Source organism: Methanomethylovorans sp. PtaU1.Bin093, from assembly GCF_002067275.1.
In the GTDB taxonomy this organism is placed as follows: Archaea; Halobacteriota; Methanosarcinia; order Methanosarcinales; family Methanosarcinaceae; genus Methanomethylovorans.
Map to the genome: position 1 here is coordinate 27,692 of NZ_MVQX01000039.1, position 19,040 is coordinate 46,731.

The 19,040-nt window shown below is 44.6% G+C and carries 16 protein-coding genes; 6 read left to right on the forward strand and 10 right to left on the reverse strand.

All coding sequences use genetic code 11. The annotated features are described in order from the left end of the window. Positions 1–40: 40 nt before the first annotated feature. Together A4E24_RS04300 and A4E24_RS04305 are read right to left on the reverse strand one after the other, a co-directional pair. Positions 41–649: a cyclic nucleotide-binding/CBS domain-containing protein gene (locus tag A4E24_RS04300; RefSeq protein ID WP_292351994.1), complete on the reverse strand. Its 609-nt coding sequence runs from the start codon at positions 647–649 to the stop codon at positions 41–43. Between the two features lie 138 nt (positions 650–787). Next, entirely contained in the window at positions 788–1,915 is a 1,128-nt protein-coding gene (locus A4E24_RS04305; RefSeq protein ID WP_292351996.1) for an OB-fold nucleic acid binding domain-containing protein, read from the reverse strand. Positions 1,916–2,089: 174 nt separating this feature from the next. On the opposite strand from A4E24_RS04305, the gene A4E24_RS04310 reads away from it, so the two are divergent. Beyond that, positions 2,090–2,725, forward strand: a complete 636-nt coding sequence (locus tag A4E24_RS04310) for an RNA 2'-phosphotransferase (RefSeq protein WP_292351997.1) — start codon at positions 2,090–2,092, stop codon at positions 2,723–2,725. 20 nt (positions 2,726–2,745) lie between these two features. Here A4E24_RS04310 and rtcA read toward each other — a convergent pair whose 3' ends face one another. After that, a complete protein-coding gene (gene rtcA / locus A4E24_RS04315) occupies positions 2,746–3,741 on the reverse strand; it encodes an RNA 3'-terminal phosphate cyclase (RefSeq protein ID WP_292351999.1) in 996 nt (331 codons plus the stop codon). Further along, positions 3,738–5,114, reverse strand: coding sequence for an FAD-dependent oxidoreductase (locus tag A4E24_RS04320; RefSeq protein WP_292352000.1), 1,377 nt, complete (start codon positions 5,112–5,114; stop codon positions 3,738–3,740). The genes rtcA and A4E24_RS04320 overlap by 4 nt, the downstream gene beginning before the upstream one ends. Before the next feature lie 629 nt (positions 5,115–5,743). Between A4E24_RS04320 and dnaG the strand changes: the two genes are divergently transcribed. Then, complete coding sequence (gene dnaG, locus A4E24_RS04325; RefSeq protein WP_292352001.1) at positions 5,744–7,072, forward strand: DNA primase DnaG; 1,329 nt, start codon at positions 5,744–5,746, stop codon at positions 7,070–7,072. Between the two features lie 223 nt (positions 7,073–7,295). Next, complete coding sequence (locus A4E24_RS04330; protein ID WP_292352003.1) at positions 7,296–7,583, forward strand: UPF0058 family protein; 288 nt, start codon at positions 7,296–7,298, stop codon at positions 7,581–7,583. Positions 7,584–7,606: 23 nt separating this feature from the next. Here the strand turns inward: A4E24_RS04330 and rimI are convergent, their stop codons facing one another. Together rimI and arcS are read right to left on the reverse strand one after the other, a co-directional pair. Next, complete coding sequence (gene rimI, locus A4E24_RS04335; protein WP_292352004.1) at positions 7,607–8,128, reverse strand: ribosomal protein S18-alanine N-acetyltransferase; 522 nt, start codon at positions 8,126–8,128, stop codon at positions 7,607–7,609. 15 nt (positions 8,129–8,143) lie between these two features. Then, positions 8,144–9,976, reverse strand: a complete 1,833-nt coding sequence (arcS, locus tag A4E24_RS04340; RefSeq protein ID WP_292352006.1) for an archaeosine synthase subunit alpha — start codon at positions 9,974–9,976, stop codon at positions 8,144–8,146. A gap of 101 nt (positions 9,977–10,077) precedes the next feature. Between arcS and A4E24_RS04345 the strand changes: the two genes are divergently transcribed. From A4E24_RS04345 to A4E24_RS04355, 3 genes are all read left to right on the forward strand, one after another. Beyond that, positions 10,078–11,460 carry an FAD-binding oxidoreductase gene (locus A4E24_RS04345; RefSeq protein ID WP_292352008.1) on the forward strand — a complete coding sequence of 461 codons (1,383 nt, stop codon included), beginning with the start codon at positions 10,078–10,080 and terminating at the stop codon, positions 11,458–11,460. A 1-nt stretch (position 11,461) separates the two neighbouring features. Then, on the forward strand, positions 11,462–12,517 hold the full coding sequence (locus tag A4E24_RS04350; RefSeq protein WP_292352010.1) for a (Fe-S)-binding protein: 1,056 nt from the start codon (positions 11,462–11,464) through the stop codon (positions 12,515–12,517). A gap of 463 nt (positions 12,518–12,980) precedes the next feature. Beyond that, complete coding sequence (locus A4E24_RS04355; protein ID WP_292352012.1) at positions 12,981–13,715, forward strand: hypothetical protein; 735 nt, start codon at positions 12,981–12,983, stop codon at positions 13,713–13,715. Between the two features lie 57 nt (positions 13,716–13,772). On the opposite strand, the gene A4E24_RS04360 is transcribed toward A4E24_RS04355, so the two are convergent. From A4E24_RS04360 to A4E24_RS04375, 4 genes are all read right to left on the reverse strand, one after another. Next, a complete protein-coding gene (locus A4E24_RS04360) occupies positions 13,773–15,575 on the reverse strand; it encodes a YgiQ family radical SAM protein (RefSeq protein ID WP_292352020.1) in 1,803 nt (600 codons plus the stop codon). 53 nt (positions 15,576–15,628) lie between these two features. Next, positions 15,629–16,273, reverse strand: coding sequence for an MBL fold metallo-hydrolase (locus tag A4E24_RS04365; RefSeq protein WP_292352014.1), 645 nt, complete (start codon positions 16,271–16,273; stop codon positions 15,629–15,631). Between the two features lie 31 nt (positions 16,274–16,304). Then, the gene (locus A4E24_RS04370; protein ID WP_292352016.1) at positions 16,305–17,063 is read right to left on the reverse strand and encodes a TatD family hydrolase; all 759 of its coding nucleotides are present in this window, start codon (positions 17,061–17,063) and stop codon (positions 16,305–16,307) included. Between the two features lie 133 nt (positions 17,064–17,196). Then, complete coding sequence (locus A4E24_RS04375; protein ID WP_292352018.1) at positions 17,197–18,708, reverse strand: 2-isopropylmalate synthase; 1,512 nt, start codon at positions 18,706–18,708, stop codon at positions 17,197–17,199. Positions 18,709–19,040: the final 332 nt, after the last annotated feature.

The window sequence follows — 19,040 nt, forward strand, 5'->3', positions numbered from 1 at the left end:
GATATCCTCCATTTAGAATGGACAGGTCAATGATACACGGCTAATCGTAATAGCCTTCTTCTTCTTTGCAGTCTTCACAGAGCATAAGCCCGTTCATCAGGGTAAGATCTGTATATGCACCGCATCTCTGGCATATTCCTCTTTCTATCCCTGATTCTTCCACAAAATTACTCTCGTCCCGATGCAGCTCTATCAGACTTTCAAGAATAGTGTTGAGACCAGGTGATATTGTAAGTATATCCCTGTCTGTGATGATACCCACCATTCTATCACCATCTATCACTGCAAGCCTGCGGATGTTGCATCTGGTCATCTGTTCTGCAGCTTCTATGACGTTTGTTGATGGTTTTGTCGCTATGATGGGAGAAGACATGATCTTACCTGCCACAACTGTACTTGGCACCATATTATTGACCACCACTTTGCTGATGATGTCTGCCTCTGTTATTATTCCCACAGGATCATCATCTTCAGTGATGATCACACTGCCTACTTTCTGGCGGATCATCTCACGGGCAATTTCAAGAACACTAGAATTGATATTTGCAACGACTACATTGCTGGTCATTACTTCCCGGACTGACATCTCCTTACGGATCTCATTAATAGATGCGTCAGTTTCAAGGTCCCATTGCGCACCCAAAACCATTGCATAACACGCTCCTGTTATTTTTAAGGAAAGCGATTGCCCACAAATAAATGTTATTATTTATTGTATATATAGGTGTTCGTAGAATATATATTAAAAGAATAGTGGCAGGAATGTTTACTGCATTTCTAAATTTCATCAGGGGTTGATGATTATCCGTGTCCGGTTCCCTGCACTGAGTTCAACGTCTTCATTAAAACCTGATTTTGCATAAGCATCTATGATCTGTACAGGTGTAGCGATATCAAGTTCATCTACCAGCAATGCGTGGTCAGCCCACAAGGCCACTCTGATCCTGCCTGTGTCATCGGAAACATATATATTTGAGACCATGTTGACCGTACCATCGTCCCTGTTGAACTCCCTTATTTCTCCCAATCCTGACACAGAACCCTGTATGGAATAAGATTCTCCAGGTACGATATCTGAGATTGGTGTGAAGTTTTCCTGATACTTTACAGATGTTTCGCTTTTATTTACAAAACTATTGTTACCTATCTGTATCTCTATCTGCTGGTTGAAGTTGTTTTGTCGTGCATAACCGTTTATAATCTCAACAGAATCCCCAGTGCGGAGTTCTGTCATTTTATCTGTCTTTTCATCCCACAATGTTATCCTTATCTTGCCGGTATCATCACCAATCATTATATTTCCTACACGTCCTTCAGATCCATCCTTCTTTTTAAAAGTGCGGACATCGGAAATATCAAGTAACCTTCCTACAACGTTAATGCCTCCCATACCTTCTTTTATTTCTGAGATTTTTGTTGAAGGATGTTTCACTTGTACTTCTTCTTCAATTATTGCCAACACTCCATTGTTACCAATGTTAACTTCAACTCCTGAATACCCTTCTTTAACATAACCACCTATCTTCAAATTTTGGCCAATTTGAATAGTATTATCATTTACCAGGTCTGCCTTCTCATCCCATAGTGTTATCCTTATACTTCCTGTATCATCGGCAACAATTAGATTTCCGACCCTTCCTGTGGTACCATCGCCGCGTGTGAATTCTTTTGTTGGGGAAACAGAAATAACCTTTGCAATGAAATTAACATTTCCACTGTCACTTTTTATATTTCGAATTTTCTGTGATGAATTCTCAATTACATTTACTCCTAGGCTGTTTGCTACAAGAGCAGCAGCTGTTTTTTCATCACATAGATCTCCCAAATGTACTAATTTTTCATGGACTAATTCAATAAACTCTTCCTTGCTGATTTGCCTACAAACTTTAGAGTAGATTTCGTCTATCCCATTCATGATAATCCCCAGAAATATATTATTATTGGGAGCATTTGCCCCTAAGTTAATCTCTCTGCTTTGTGTAACCTGATAGTATGAGTATGTATTAAATCTGACGAAACTATTATCATAGCTCCCTTTTGTTTCGATAACATATATTAACGATTAATTACATCTCAAGACCGATACATCATGATCCGTAAATGCAATGAGCATGGATATTTCAGAGGTGAGACATGCCCGGCATGCGGTGTGGAAGGCCGGTACGTCCTTGATGATGACCGCGAAGAGCGCTTGGGAAAATTCGTTTCCGGAGCATTGAGGCATTTCCCTGAAGATGTGGGTCTTAAAATGGACCACCATGGCTGGGTTAGCCTGGGGCATCTTCTGGATGTTCTGAGCGAGCGCTATAGGTGGGGCACCAAGGAAAGGCTCATTGCCCTTGTCAGTTCTGATAAAAAGCATAGATATGAGATAGATGGCAAACACATAAGGGCAAAGTACGGTCATTCTGTAGACGTGGAGCTTGAGTCAGATTATCCTGAAAATGAGCTTCCTTCACTTTATTATGGTGTCAGCCAGGAAGAGGTCGATATGCTGCTGGAAAGTGGCATCACGCCTATCAGGCAAACCTATGTGCATCTTAGCACATCTTATGAAAGGGCTGTGGAGGCTGCACTTGTACATACGGATAATCCTGTGATACTTGAGATAGACGCTGATTCTGCCCAAAACGACGGCATCATGGTCATTACTGCCAATGAGGACATCGCCCTTGCAAGATCTATTCCGGCTGAGTACTTGAGCATAGTTGAGAATGGGAACTGATCTGGCAAGTTTCTTTCCTCTCATTTTATCGAGACCTCAGTAAGTTCCTTCTTTTCTCTTATCTCGAACTCTACTCCCAAAAACAGTTCAGTTATATGCATATTTGTCAGTGTGTGTTCTGAGATCTCGAAGGTGGTGAAAGACCCACTTCCTGCAAGACCCATATAGGTGATAAGCTGGTCTGCCAGATAAGGGTCTACCGAGGCCCCGGAATCGAGGTGTCGTGTCATCTGCTCCGCAGCCATCTCTCCAACCTTTTCAGCAGGAAGACCTTTCTTTCCAAGATGACTGGCACCACTATACTCGCTCCACAATGTGATCCCGCTTCCTGTTGAAAGTTCATTTTTAGCGCATACAGCTATATCACTTTTTATTCCCCTGTTCTCCAGCACTCTTTTAGCCGCCAGGGCCTGACGCTGTGCTATATGTTCAGGAAGTTTTGATGAGTGTGATATTCCCTTAATGTTCTCTTCTTTTCTTTCAAATTCGAACCCATGCAGCCTTGCCGGTTCAAAGAACGCACATACCTTTCCTCCCCCTTCAGGATAGTATCCTCTTTTCAGAACTTCTATGTTACAGTGATATCCCATTTGTACAAGCGCTTTACACGTCACATTATTGAGATAATCGATCGTTGGGGACCATGCCACATCAGTTCCACCGGTGATCTCAAGTGCTATCCTTCCACCGGCATATGCTGTCATTGGCATAATGCATTGAAGCAGCAGGGAGATGCTCCCCGCGGTTCCAATGTCCACTGTATATGCAGCCCCCTTTATTTCCATTGGAGAATAGGTGATCTCCTGAGAACCTATATACAGTCCTGAGACATCAGCATCACAGAGCTTTGCAGCAGTTGCTATGGCTTTCATATGCTGGGCCTTAAGCCCGGGTTGGGGTCGATGCGATCTAATATTAAATATCCTTACATCGGTTGATGTAATGCTTGCCAAAGCAATAGCTGTCCTCAGTATCTGTCCTCCACCTTCTCCGTAAGAACCATCGATCTCTATCATCGTGCACCTTTTTTTGGCATTTTCCTGTGTGCACCTTTGACAGCAAAAAGCAAAGGGTCCTGGAGTGTGGAAACAGCAGGAGAGTAGCAAGTTTCCATCTCAAGCAGTTCATCTATGGTTTGTTTTCTCTTTATTGCCAGAGATAGACCGTCAATGCGCTCCTTAGTACCGGTTGTTGAAATTATCTGAGCACCGATCAGGCATCTGTCATGGAACAGGACCTTTATGAATATCTTGCCTGCACCAGGGAAATACTCTGCACGTGTGGAACCTGTAGCTATACCACTGATAACTTTCATTCCTTGCTTTTCAGCTTCTGCGGTCGTAATTCCCACCGAACCTATCTGAAGGTCTCCGATCACTGCTACCCAGGGATTCACCACAGGGCCAAAACATGTGTCCTTGCCTTCCAGATTGTCGGTTATCACTCCTGCCATTCTGCGCGCTGTGCTTGCCAGATGGCTAAGCATGGGTTTGCCGGTGACAAAATTGTATATCTGGGTGCATTCTCCTCCGGAGAACACATCCTCAATGGCATTTCCATTTCTCATGACTTGAAGCCTGTCGTTTGTGAGTATTCCCCCTGTGGGTCCAATATCTATTCCAGCCTCTGCTGCAAGGGCCGAATCAGGGGTCACGCCAACTGAGATCAATACTGCATCTGCAGGTATCTCTATTTCATTCACTGTTACTGATGTGACACTATCTTCACCATTGATGGATGTAGGGGTATGTCCCGTCAGTACCTGAACTCCTTCCTTTTCCAGGTATGATATTACTGTTTCTGCCATATCAGGGTCAAGGCTGGATGAAAGGATCGTATTGCTCCTGTTCAGTAACGAAGTTCTGATCCCACTACGTGCGGTAGCTATGGCAACCTCGGCACCGATGGAACCGGCGCCTATTATCACAAGGTCTTTTGCAGAGTCCAGAACTTTGCCTATCTGGGTGCCGTCAGATAGTGTACGCAGGGTGAACACATTCTTCAGAGATGTGCTATTTTCTATATGTTCAGGTATAGATGGTGTGCTTCCTGTAGCTATCACAAGCTTGTCAAAGGCCAGTTGTTCCTTCCCGATCCTTATTGACCTGTTGTCAAGGTCAATAGAGTCTACCCGGGTATCGAGCCTTACTTTGATGCCCATCTCTTTGAAGAACTCAGGTCCTTTAACTATTAATTGTTCAAAGTTAGGCACATCACCTGAAAAAACGTAAGGTATGCCGCATTGACTGTAAGATGCATGTTTATCAGTGGATATCACCGTTACATCATGACTGGTGTGTCTTGTGGCTCCGGTGGACACAGCCATACCGACCGCACCCCCGCCAATGATCAAGAGTTTTTTACCTGGTGTTTCTCCTCTTTTTACCATGTATTAGAACTCTGCGCTCTCTATATTTAGTTCATTCGTTAGCCTGTTTCTCTTTTCAAAGGGAGTTGAGCATCTTTGTAAACCCACAAGTTTATTATATATCATACGGATATTACCTATTGTAATCATTACTTATATGGCTACATCAACTTGAAATTGATCTAGAATCATTGAGGATACCCATGGGACATGGGTATTCTGATCACGCAAAAATAGTTTATCATCATCTAATTTACAATAATCAGGAAATAAGTTGGAATTCACGTTTGATTATTAGCATCAAGCATCCCATTTGATATGGATTGCCAAAGGGAATGGCGGTAAGGGTATTTAATGTACTGGTGATATTGGGTATACCAATTGAACGTTAGTTACCCTCATAGTGCTGTAGACGTGTGTTCAAGACATGGGCATATGTAATGCTGAATTACGTGTGGCACGTCGGAAAAAACGAACAGAGTTGAGATAGGGTTCAGCAGAATGCTACTGTTGAAGTGACCTAAAAACGGTATCAGGTCCTTTGCGCCTGGGCTTTGTAAGTCACTTGTTAGACTGTTTTTGCAAGATGAACAAGCTATGTGCCATAGATAATAGCATAAAATCAGCATAAATAATGTGGAGATTCATATATGCAAAATGCAGATACTACCAAGTATATCATTCATTCAAAGATCAGCGCAGATGGTATTATTGAACGCCCCGATATCGTAGGTGCCATTTTCGGACAGACAGAGGGCCTGCTCGGATCGGACCTGGATCTGCGGGACCTTCAGAAAACAGGACGTATCGGTAGGATAGAGGTCCTTGTCAGTGCTAAGGGTGGCAAATCCAAGGGTACTATTCTGGTGCCTTCCAGTCTGGACAAGGTGGAAACATCCATTCTGGCCGCATCTCTGGAAACCATCGACAGGGTCGGACCATGCAGCGCCAAGATCGAAATAACAAATATAGAAGATGTGCGGGCCACAAAGAGGAAGCAGATCATAGAACGTGCAAAGTTCATTCTCACTGGCATGTTCGATGTCAATGTGCCGGAATCTCAGGAAATAGCCGAAGAGGTCCGGCAGTCCGTACGTGTGGAAGAAATGCAGTATTTTGGGAAGAACAAGATCCCATGTGGTCCGGCAGTATTTGATTCAGATGCTATAGTCGTTCTAGAGGGTCGTGCAGATGTGCTGAACCTTCTAAGGTATGGTATCAAGAACACTATTTGCGTAGGTGGTACCAATGTGCCTCCTGAGGTTGCAGAACTAACAAAGAAAAAGGAAACTGTGACCGCCTTTACAGATGGTGACCGTGGAGGAGAACTGATCATAAAGGAGCTTCTACAGGTAGCTAACATTGATTACATTGCCCGTGCCCCCGATGGCAAGAGTGTAGAGGATCTTGTACAGAAGGAAATAGTCAGGGCTCTAAGGCAGAAGATACCAGTAGAACAGGTAATGGATAAGTATTCTTTGAAGGATTCGGATTCCATGAAGGCTCCGGTAGTTCAGAGGGTGCCAAAACCAAAAGAAAGAAGACCTGTTGAGATCCCAAGGGTTGCTGCCCCGGCTAAGTTGAAGAAACGCCCGATCAAGCCACGTGAATTCTCTCAGGAACCTGTAGAGGTCGAGGTACCTTCGGAGGAAGTACAGAAAGTTGAGGAGCCGGTCGTTAAACTCTCGCCAGCTTCAAAAAAGTTCAAGTCGCACGCAGATGAGCTCATGGGCACTTTTGGTGCTCGTTTCCTTGATGCCGGCAATAATGTGATTGGTGAGACTGCGGTGCGTGATCTTGTCAATAACCTTAAGAACTACAATGGTGATGTCAAAAGTGTTGTCTTTGATGGTGTTATAACCCAGAGGATCCTTGACATTGCTGAGAACAAGGGTATTGAAAACCTTGTTGGCGCCAAGATAGGAAGTATCACTAAAAGACCAGCTTCAGTGAAAATATTGACCGTTAAAGACCTTTAGGTCTTGATGGTCAATTTTTAATTCTTTAATACTTTCCTTTTTTATTTTTTATTATTTCAAAACGATATAAACACTTTATTTAGTTAACTTTTTATATTTGACTCAAGGACATATATTTCCGACAATAGCCTTTTATCGAAACCAATCGATTTATGTTCGTACATTAATTTCATCAGTGCACAATAGCACAATGTACACACAAAAAAAGGACATGTTGGTTGGTATGCACAAAGACGAATTGATCCAATTGCACACTTTAATGGCACAAATGAAAAGTTGTCTGGAAGAAAAGGGTTTTACAAACGAGTTCTCTGAATATGAATCTCTGGCAATAAGTCCGGTACATGTGCACCGGAGCAAGGCTGAGCATAAACTCGCCATCTTTGTACTGGGCAATAGCCTTGCATCTGTAATGTCCAAGGATGAGTTTTCAGGCTTTGGCAGGACATCCGAGAGAATGAAGGAACTTGCCACACGTATGCATCATAGCATCATGCAGGAAAACTTCTGAAATTCAGTCCATTCAGAAAAAGTTCACTCATCAAATTCTTCCGCGTCCCTCAGGGATATTCCTTCTATTTTTTCGGCAAAGAGATCCAAGTCATGGAACTTATATGAGGATAGTTTCATCTTCATTATTATTCCATCCTCCCCATCCGAGTAGTACTCTTTTTCGATCCAGCAAGGAATGAACCCCATCTTAACATAAAGGTTCCTGGCCTTCATGTTATTGGCCCTTACTTCCAAAGTAGCATATTTCAAAAGGTTCGAATAGAACTCTTTGAACAATGCATCCAGAAGCATTGCTCCTATCCCCCTTCCCTGGAACTCTTCTCTCACGGCAAGGGAAAACACCCTTCCCTCATTTTCGTTCAGCCTGTATCCCACTATGAAGCCAACTATAAAGTCCAGGTATTCAGCCACAAGGAACATATCCCCATGCATTTCGTAGAAGTGCATGTATGCAAAGGGATTATGTTCCGCAAAAGCCTCCGATTCTATGCAAAGCACATCTTCAAAATCATCAGTTTTGAATTTCCTGATCCTTATGCTCATAATATCAATATCATGTCATTTAGTTTTCACATGGCGCAGGTCAACGGCCTGGCCTTTTGTAGACATGCTCATCTCCTTGCCGTTCATACGCGCCCGTCCAACACCAATTGCTCTTTCCCCTACCACAAACACTTCATCCCCTTCGCGGATAGCAGGATCAGCTTCCAGAACTCCCGGGGCGAGGATGGAACCTCTAGGTATGAAATCGTCTATCCTTACGATGTAGGAATTGCGTGGGATCATCATTTCCGCTCCTTCTATGGTAACTGCCAGTGTTCCATACTGGGGTATAAGGGTTGCAAGCTGGATCTTTTCACAAAAAGATTGATACCTGGGGAAAGGCCCCTTAATTTCGGAATTATCGGGAACTAATATTTCTCCTGCTCCCTTCCCAAACTGATAATCAGCAATAGCCTTCAGCATTGCTGCTTTCCTTTTCGTTTCGCTTATTTTCCTGCCTGTACACAGTCCCTCCATGGTCTTGCTAAGGTTCCTGAGGGATTCATGAGAAGTGACACTGCCGGTGTTCGTGAAGTGTATCTCCAGTCCAAGCTTATCGGCTACCATCTCACAGATCTGCCTGTAAGCACCATCTACATGTGCCACTATTGCAGTGTACCTGTGCTTTGAAAGATAATCTTCAAGACATCCTGAAACCCACTTCATTTCTTCAGCATCCCAGTGACCTGTTACAGCAACATCATAATGAGCTGCCGGATAGGTCAGCTCCAGTTCCCTGGGAACTATTCCAAGAGGCGATGTAATTATTACCTCATGTACAAATTTGCGGTACTTGCCCAGAGCCAGACCGAACTTCTGGTGAGATTGTGAAATGGAATAGGGCTTTTTTGCAGAGCATGGTAAGAGCAGAAGTACATCCAGTTCAGGAGGGGTATACCTTTCCTGTATCCTGCGTGCAAACCTCACAACTTCCGGTCTTGTTAGGGAATCACCCGAATTAGCAAGCATCTCCACATTGCGGGTGATCGGAGTCCCCCTCTCAAGATATCGATATTCTCTGTCAAGCAGTCTCAACAGTGCAGTAAGCCAAGGTCTGGTGCGGCATTGGCCATCAACATATTCCCGAAGATTGCCTGCAGATATCTTTTCTCTTACCAGGGCAAGTTCAGCTTCCATTGCATTGATATTATGCTGTTCGAGCAGCTGTGCCCTGGAATTCTTATCCATTTTTTTAAGTTCCAATGCGGTGGTAGATACACATGCAGAACATCTACACGGTAACTCGAAAAGCGATCCCAGATCGAAACTTCCTGCGTGAGTGAGATAAATGTCCTTATATGCTGCAACTGTGGCCTTAGTGGTATCCAGCACATCAGCCCCCATGTAAACGAGCATTGCCAGGTTCTCAGGAAGACAGATATCAGGGAGGTATAATGCTGTATCATCAGGTGTACTGTCTTTGTGGTCAAGAACTCTTTCCAGCAATGCTCTTGCATTGTTCTCAAAGACACCTGCGCCCTCAAGTATATACAGATCAGCAGCCTTTAGAGCTCTCCCTTTACGGTATAGCCTTCCGGTGGCTCCACTATTCGATGCAGGCATTTCCAGAGATTCCGGTATGCAGTCAGGAGCGTCAGGTGCAAGACACATATGAGGTAGTATGATCAGCCTATCTTCTCCGATCTCGCTTCTAAGCTGTTGTAACCTATGTTCAGCTTTTTCCACATTGCCTAGTTCCCACAGGGAGCCAGCATCCACGATAGGTCCTGTGTTATCTTTCAGAGTCTCGGTTTTCAGGACGCATGGGGTCTCAATAGTTCTGGAAAGGAGCAGCCTGCCCTTTCTTGCTGCACCGTCCCTCTGGTATACCTCGAAATATCGTGTCATTGTTTGTAGGATACTGCATAGTTAGATGTAAATGTTTGGTATAAATTTCTGCTATTTCACCGCTATCTTTAAATAATGACCACTTCTCTAAAATCAAAGCTATGCTCAATGTTGACCTAATAGAAAAAATGAGAACGATCGTAGGTAAGGACAATCTGTCCGTTGCTACCTGCGAACTATATTGTTATTCCTCTGATGCTTCCCAGATAAGAGGTATTCCGGAAGTTGTCATTAAACCGCAGACCACTGTTCAGGTTTCGGATATTGTGAGTATCGCTTACGAGCATGATATTCCAGTGACCGCCAGGGGAGCAGGCACAGGTCTGGCGGGTGGCTGCGTTCCTCTGGAAGGGGGTATCGTCCTTGATATGTCCGGTATGGATCGGATAGTGGAAATGGATTTTGATAATCTTCAGGTGGTAGTGGAACCGGGTATAGTTCAGGAAAAGCTCAATAAGGCCCTGGAACCATACGGTTTTTTCTTCCCCCCGGATCCCGGAAGTTCTGCAATGTGTACTCTAGGAGGGCTGATAGCTAATAACGGCAGCGGGATGCGCTCTGTGAAATATGGTACCACCCGCAGTTATGTGCTCGGCCTTGAGGTAGTGATGGCAGATGGAAAAATAATAAGAACAGGTTCAAAGACAATGAAAACTGTTGCAGGTTATTCTCTCACTGACCTCATGGTCGGTTCGGAGGGGACTCTTGGCATCATCACCCAGGCAATAATCAAGGTACGTGCCATTCCCAAAGAACGCTCTGTCATATTTGCTTCATTCGATAGCCCAGAACTTGCAGGGAAAGCCGTTGTGAGAGTGCTGTCATCGGGTATCGTTCCCTCTGCATGCGAGATACTGGATGCGAATATTATCCGGGCGATAAATACATATGATCCTAAACTAGGCCTTCCGCTTGCCGGTGCCATTCTACTTTTTGAAGTGGATGGTACTGAAGCTGAAGTGAAGGAAGGTGTTGATCTCATAGTAAAAACATGTGAAGGCTTGGCTTCAGGTGTCAGGACCGCTTCGGATAAGAAGGAAAGAGATGAGATATGGGCTGCCCGCAGGCTGGTGGGTGCGGCGATCTCGCGTCTTGATCCCATGCGTACCAGGGTCTATGTGGGCGAGGACGTTGGGGTTCCCATAAAAGAAATACCCAGGATGCTGCGCAAGGTGGATGAGATCTCCAAAGAGTTCAACCTGCCTATCATGACCTACGGTCACATTGGGGATGGCAACCTGCATACAGGCATGTGCATAGACATGCTTAGCGACGATGCCTGGAAAAAGCTGAACGCTGCAGCTGATAAGATCCACCGTACAGCCATTGAGATAGGTGGCACGGTCACTGCAGAGCATGGCGTGGGCAGTGCGAGATCCGAATACATGCGCCTGGAGCTGGGAAATGCATTGGATGTCATGATCACGATCAAGAAGGCCCTTGATCCTAAAGGGATACTGAATCCCGGAAAAATGGGTGTGTGACATGTCCAATCTTGATCTTAGATCCATCCTTAAATGTGTACGTTGTGGTACATGCAGGTCAGTATGTCCTGTTTTTGAGCAGGTAGGCTGGGAATCAGCAAGCTCCAGAGGTCGTATGCTTGTTGCCCATGGTGTTTCTCAAGGTCTTGAGGCAGATCAGGATGTGCTAAACAGCCTCAATACGTGCACGACCTGTGGGCTGTGTGAACAGATGTGCCCTTCAGGTGCCTCTCCCGTTCAGGTTGTTCAGGATGCCCGCCACCATCTTGTGCTTAAGGGCAGGATGACCGATGCTCAGGCAGCACTGCGCGATGCTGCTGCATTAGCGGGCAATCCTCTTGGAGAAACACAGTATCGTCATGCCTGGCTTGAAGATGCTTCCGACATCAAAGAGCATGCTCCTTATGTCTTTTTTGTGGGTTGCCTCGGTGCTTACAGGTATCCTGAGCTTACACGCAGGACATTTGATCTGCTTAAGAAGTTCGATGTCACCCTGATCCCTGAGGAGGTTTGCTGCGGTTCACCCCTGTTCCGTACTGGTTTGGACCCTGATGCTCTTGTCTCTAAGAATCTGGAACAGATCAAAAGGATCGGTGCGCATACCATCATCACAGGCTGTGCAGGATGCTATACAACTCTTAAGAACGACTATCACAGTGATCTGAAAGTGATGCATGTTTCAGAGTTCCTGGCAGAACATCTTCAGGAACTGGACCTAAAACATCTGGACATCACAGTGACCTATCATGATCCCTGCCATCTGGGCAGATGTAATGGTATCTTTGATGCACCCCGGCAGATCATCACATCGATCTGTGAACTCAAGGAGATGAGATCCCATCACGAGCAATCCCGTTGCTGCGGTGCGGGTGGTGGTGTACTGAAAGGTTATCCTGATCTTTCAATGGCCCTTTCAAAGAAACGCCTGGAAGAGATACCCGGAGGTGTGGATTATCTCGTCACGTCCTGTCCCCTGTGCAGGACAAATCTTAAGCGTGGGGGGCCGAAAGTCGAAGTTATTGATATCCTGGACCTGATGGAAATGGCAATGAAATAAGTTTATACAGTTTTACTTAAAAACTCTTTTCTCTTTTAATACGGTATGATTTATTCTTTTTGTTCTCTTCAATATCGTGTGGATAATTTTAGCATAATGGATTACTGATCTTCTTTCGGAGAACAAATCTCGGAATTCTAAATCCCAGTCCATAGCCATAAAATCAGTCAGTCTACTAGGTATTGCTATGTGTCTTACAAAAGTATTCAACGTGAATACAATTTATCTTTTTTATGTATTATGGTAGCAAACAAGTTCTCAGTTTAATGGTATAACCATAAAAAATTTATATAAACAAGTTTAATTGAGTTACTCTAGATTGGATACGCTGCGGTTTTTGGTCACTCAACTGTTTAAGCTGCCGCTATATGACCAAAAATAGTTAGAGCAGTACATCAAAAAGAAGCCTCTCAAGATGGCAAGAATAGTATTATTGCAATATACGGGACATAAGGTGGTATAGGTGATTAACAGAACAATAAAATATGGACTATTGATTGTTGGATTATTATCAATATTGGTGCTGAGCATAATTCTATCCAACTACTCAGCAATGGATACACAAAAAAACACAACAGACGAATATTTTCAGGAAGTATCTAGCCCACTTTCTTCTAATGAGGCATTATATGTGCAAGATAACACAGCAGAATCTGTCAACAAAACAACTATTTCTATAAGTGCATCGCTTGCATATCTCAATTTTACTGAGCTAAATCAGCGATCTGAATCGATTGTTATTGGCACAGTAAAGGAGATTCTGCCCGCAAAATGGAACACTCCTGACGGAAAAAGGCGGGGTGATACAATTGAAAATTTGGGTGAATATGATGCTATGTACACTGATGTCATTATAAGTGTGGATCAATATCTTAAGAACCCACTTGAGCAGAAAGAAATTAGGGTTCGTATTCAAGGAGGAGAGGACGAAGTTGTGAAAATGGCCTTCGGTTCGGAACCATCTTTCAAAGAAGGTGAAAAGGTCTTGTTGTATGTAAGCAAAGATGTTTCTACTATGTTTAAGGACTTTGGCCCAGAACACTATCTTGTGATTGGTGCATCTTTAGGCAAATTCACTTTAACTGATGATGGGCTGGCTGTAAGGGAATATGAGTATGTGGATCAGAAAGAATTGCTGGATGCCATTGAAAAAGGGTATGAACCGGAAATAAAGAGTTTTGAAGAGGTTAAGGAATGACCTCTACTCTTTCTTTTATTTGCTTACTATTAAGTTTAATAAATCTTGTTTAAAACCTTATTGCCTTTCTTTTCCCCTCGGTGGCCTTCTGATAAGGCAGTTCCAGCTATTGCCCACAAGGTCCAGCCGGTCTGCGCGTTTAAGCCCTTCGTAGACAAGCATCTGATTCTGAGGGTCCTTATAGCGCAAGAAGGCCCTCTGTATCATTTTGTCTTTTCTGGAAGTTGCAACATAGATGTTCCTGCCTGTGAAAGGGTCGATCCCTGTATGGAACATGCAGGTGGCAGCAGTCATGGGCGTGGGTGTGAAATCCTGCACCTGTTCTGTGTATCTTCCTGTATCCCGGATGTATTCTGCAGTTTCGATCATGTTGTTAAGGGTACATCCTGGATGGCCAGACATCAAGAATGCCACAAGGTACTGGTCTTTGCCTAATTTTCGATTTATCTCCTTGTATTTCTGCTCGAACTTTTCAAATATTTCCCTGCGGGGTTTTTTCATGGCATCGGTAACTGCGTTACAGTAATGTTCGGGTGCTACCTTGAGCTGTCCGCTGACGTGATGGGCACACAGTTCTTCCATATACTGTTCATCAAGGAGTGCCAGATCGTAACGTACGCCATAACCAACGAAAACCTTTGATATGCCGGGTATTTCCCGCAGTCTTCTCATCAGTTCTATCAGTTTCTTATGGCTTGTGTCAAGTGAGGGGCAAACCTGTGGATGAATACATAATTTGTCTGTACATGTCCCTTTCTTTTCCCACTTTGCGCATTCCATCCCATACATGTTAGCAGATGGTCCGCCAAGCCCGTTGATGATACCTTTGAAGCCCTTGATCTTCTTAAACCCTTCAGCTTCCCTCAGGATCGATCCAATGCTACGGCTTGAGATCATTCTTCCCTGGTGCAGGACGATGGCGCAGAAAGAGCAGGAACCAAAACATCCTCTGTGGGTGGTGATGGAGAACCTGGCCATGTCAAGGGCAGGTATGGGTTCTTTGTACGACGGGTGTGCACTTCTGGTATAGGGCAGCTCATACACATGGTCGAGCTCTTTTTCATTAAGAGGGCGCATGGGTTTGTTCTGTATGATCACTGTTTTCGGATGGACCTGTACTATCCCTCTTCCCCTTACGGGGTCCTGCTCATCGAATGTAAGCCTGAACGCTTTGGAATAGAGCACTTTGTCCTGTGAGACTTCGGTGTAGGAAGGTATCTCGATATTGTTCCTGAGCATTTCATCTCTTTTTTCCTTCCATATTTTGACTTCCATTTTCCAGACAGTGCCGTCAATGTCAGTTATTTCTTTTAACGATACGCCTTTATCCAGTCTTTCTGCTATCTGGAGCAGTTGCAATTCTCCCATGCCATAGACCAGCAGGTCGGCAGGTGTGTCCGCAAGAATTGACTGACGCACTTTGTCCGACCAATAGTCGTATTGAGCAAAGCGGCGCAAAGAAGCTTCTATGCCTCCTATTACCAGGGGTACATCAGGATATGCTTCCCGCAACCTGTTGGAATAGACTATGGTTGCTCTGTTCGGCCGCATTCCGGGTTTGTTGCCGGGTGAATATGCATCTTCATGGCGTAACCTCTGGGAAGGCGTATAGTTGCTCACCATTGAGTCTGTATTTCCTCCACTAACGGCGAAGAACAGGCGTGGCTTTCCTAATCTTTTAAAGTCTTCTACACTATCCCATTTAGGTTGCGCAATAATGCCTACTCTGTATCCGGCATCTTCAAGGACCCTGCTAATGATGGCTGTTCCAAAACCTGGATGGTCTACGTAGGCATCCCCGGTCACAATGATCACATCAAGTTCTTCCCAGCCTCTTTGCTTTGCCTCCTTAAGGTCCATCGGGAGGAACTGTGAAACAAATGAAGTTTGTTCTTTCTTTTTTAATGTCATGATCAGATGATCCTGAATATGCTTTTAGCCATGCGGTATGATAGTTCTATCTGGCGTTTCACGTTCTCAGAAGTAGGGTCCCCATGTCCCGGATACATTGTCCTTACATCCAGCTGTGTGAGTTTTTGAATAGATCCACTTATATTTGCAGAGTTGCCACCTATGAAATCCGTACGTCCTATACTCCCCTGCGGAAATACCGTATCTCCTGAGAACAATGACTTTGACACTGGTTCGTAAAGGCATATGCCCCCAGGTGTGTGCCCAGGTGTATGTATAATTTGCAGATGTTCTCCATTTCCGATGGGTATGCTTTCTCCGTCATCCAGCAGGATATCTGGTTCAAAGGAAGGTGCTATGCTATCAAAAGCAGCAGCTGCGCTGGCTTCATCGTGATGTAGCAATTCTACATCGTCCCTGTGGATAGCTATACGCGCCCCGCTTTTTCTGGCAATGGCCTCTGCAGCTGCAGTGTGGTCATAGTGGCAATGGGTAAGAACGATGAGTTCAAGATCGTTGATATCGATGTTTTTTTCGATTTCTGCTATCAGGGCATTTGTGTTGATGCCTGTGTCTATCAGCACTTTGCCATTGATAAGATACGAATTTGCATCATAGTAACCAGTATGGAATTTCTTTACGTTCATGTTCCTTATCCCTGTTCCCTATATATGGTCCTTAGAGGCCGAAAACCCTTATAGTGTTTTTCCTGGTGATACCTGCTATATCTTTCTCTTCTATTCCTTTGAGTTTTGAGATCCACGGAAGGGAATCAAGAACGAATGCAGGTTCATTCCTGCCTTTGCGAGGGGAAAGATATGGACTATCCGTTTCAAGAAGCATGTGCTCCAATGGCACTTCCTTTGCTATTTCCTGGTGGTGTTCCGAAAAACATGCCAAAGTGGGAACTGATATAAAATGTCCGGCATCTACTATATTTCTCATGGTTTCAAGACTCCCGCCATAGCAGTGAAATACCACTTTGTCGAGGTGTCCTGACAATCCCAGTGCAATATCTTCTGCTTCTCTGCCGTGTATCACCAGAGGTTTGTTGTATCTGTCTGCAAGCTCTATGACCTGTTTGAAAACTTCTATCTGTCTGTTCCTTTCAGCGCTTGAGGTGAAGTAATGATGATCAAGTCCCGCTTCCCCTATTCCAACTATGTCTGTGACGTGATCTTCTATAAAACTCAACATGCTTTTTACTTGTTCATCAGTAGCTTCCGGTGACAAATGGGGGCTGAACCCCAGAGTTGCGTGGATATGGTCATATTTCTGTGCAAGCTCAAGGGTTGAGATATTGGTCTTTGGATCAACTCCGGAATTTATCATTTGCACTACGCCAGCATCAAGGGCACGTTGTATGGTTGCATCTCTATCCTTATTGAATTTTGGAAAATCAAGATGGCAGTGTGAATCTATAACTTGGAGATCCATGGTTATTTCTATTGGTTGCTGAAATCATAAAGGGAACGATTCAGAAGATCTGTATGCAATGCAATTAACCGCAGGTCTAAAAAGAAAAAGAACTCCAGGCATTGTTGCCTGGTAATTAGATAATCAATAGGTTTCACTGCATATTCCACAGTTTTTTCTTGTCAAGCAGGATATTTATGGCTGTTACAAGTGCGTCCACGGATGCTGTCACAATGTCAGTGCTTGCAGCGTGGGCTGTTACCATGCGTCCATCTTCGTCCTCTACACCTATGGTGACCTCTGCAAGAGCATCGGCACCTCCGGTGATGGCTTCAATGCGGAAGTCCCGTATCTTCACTTTTGTGTACCCAGCGATCATTTGCTGTACTGCCTTAACGGCTGCATCCACCGGTCCGGTACCAATGTTGGATGCAACTGCCTCCTCATCACCAACAATGGCTCTGACCACTGCAGTTGGTGTTGTGAGGTTGCTTGTCATTACGGACAGTTCTTTGAGCTTTATGGTCTCGCTTCCAAGGTTCCTTCCCAGTACGTCTGATGCGACGGCATGCAGATCAGCATCACAGATCCTTTTTCCTTTGTCAGCGATAGCCTTTATTCTCCTGACTATCTCGTCCAGTTGCTCATCAGTGGTCTGGATGCCGGCATCTTCCAGTGATTTCTGAACAGCGTGCTTGCCTGCATGCTTACCCAGCACGATGCGTCTTTTGTGCCCTACCATCTCTGGCGTCATGATGCCGGGCTCGAATGTATCGGCCTTGGTGAGCACTCCGTGGGTGTGGATACCAGATTCATGAGCAAAGGCATTCTCGCCAACAATAGGCGTGTTCGGGGGTATGTGTATACCTGTATATTTCTCGACCATTTTAGACGTTTCAAGGAGGTATTCTGTATTAATGTTCGTCTTTGCGCCGTAGATCGATTGCAGGCACATGACCACTTCAGCAAGATTGGCGTTACCTGCTCTTTCTCCAATGCCATTTACAGTTACTTGGATCTGGCTTGCTCCAGCCTCAACTGCCATGAGGCTGTTAGCCACTGCTATTCCAAAGTCGTTATGGCAGTGGACATCGATGGGAATCCTTATTTCCTTACTGACCGCACCTACCAGATGGTACATGCGGGAAGGGGACATTATTCCCACGGTATCTGGCACATTGATGATGTCGCACCCCGCTTCCTCTACTGCTTTATATATCTGTGTAAGGTAATCAATATCAGTACGGGTGGCATCCATGGCCGAGAACATACATTTCACGCCATGGTCCTTTATGTACTGAACTGCATCCACAGCCATTGTGAGCACTTCTTCTTTGCTCTTCTTTATTGTGTGGATCCTCTGTATGTCAGATGTGGATACGAATGTATGTATCATGTTCACATCCGTGTCCAGGCATGCGTCTAGGTCTTTTGTCAGCACTCTTGCAAGACCACACACGTCCAGTTTAAGGCCTTCGTTGGCGATAGCTTTTACAGACTGTCTGTCTCCATCAGAGGAAATAGGGAATCCGGCTTCAAGGACATCTACTCCAAGCTTGTCCAGTTGCCTTGCGATCTTCAGCTTCTGGTCGTTCGTCAGGGAAACCCCGGGCGTCTGTTCACCATCGCGCAGTGTGGTATCGAAAATAGTGATCTTCTTGTTCAACAGCGGTTCTGTGTTATAAAAAACGATCCCTCAGTTGCATTTCTGCGCTCATAGTAATCATAACTTTGTGTCAAGTTATTATATTTAAATGTTTCTTCATGTTTCTACTACTCTCAAAATTTTGGCGATAATATATTGCATAACCAATAGGTATTTATAGAAGCATGTGCTTCTAGGGGTGCTCGCAAGGGGCCTTGCAGCGCGGAAACGCAATGCAGCTCGCTTGAGAGATAATAACGTTAAGTTATCATCGATTGATGTCCGTTTGTCGTGTGCCTGCCTTGTTTCGCAAGGTATATATACGAAGACGGTCATTAAGGTGATTCCCGCAC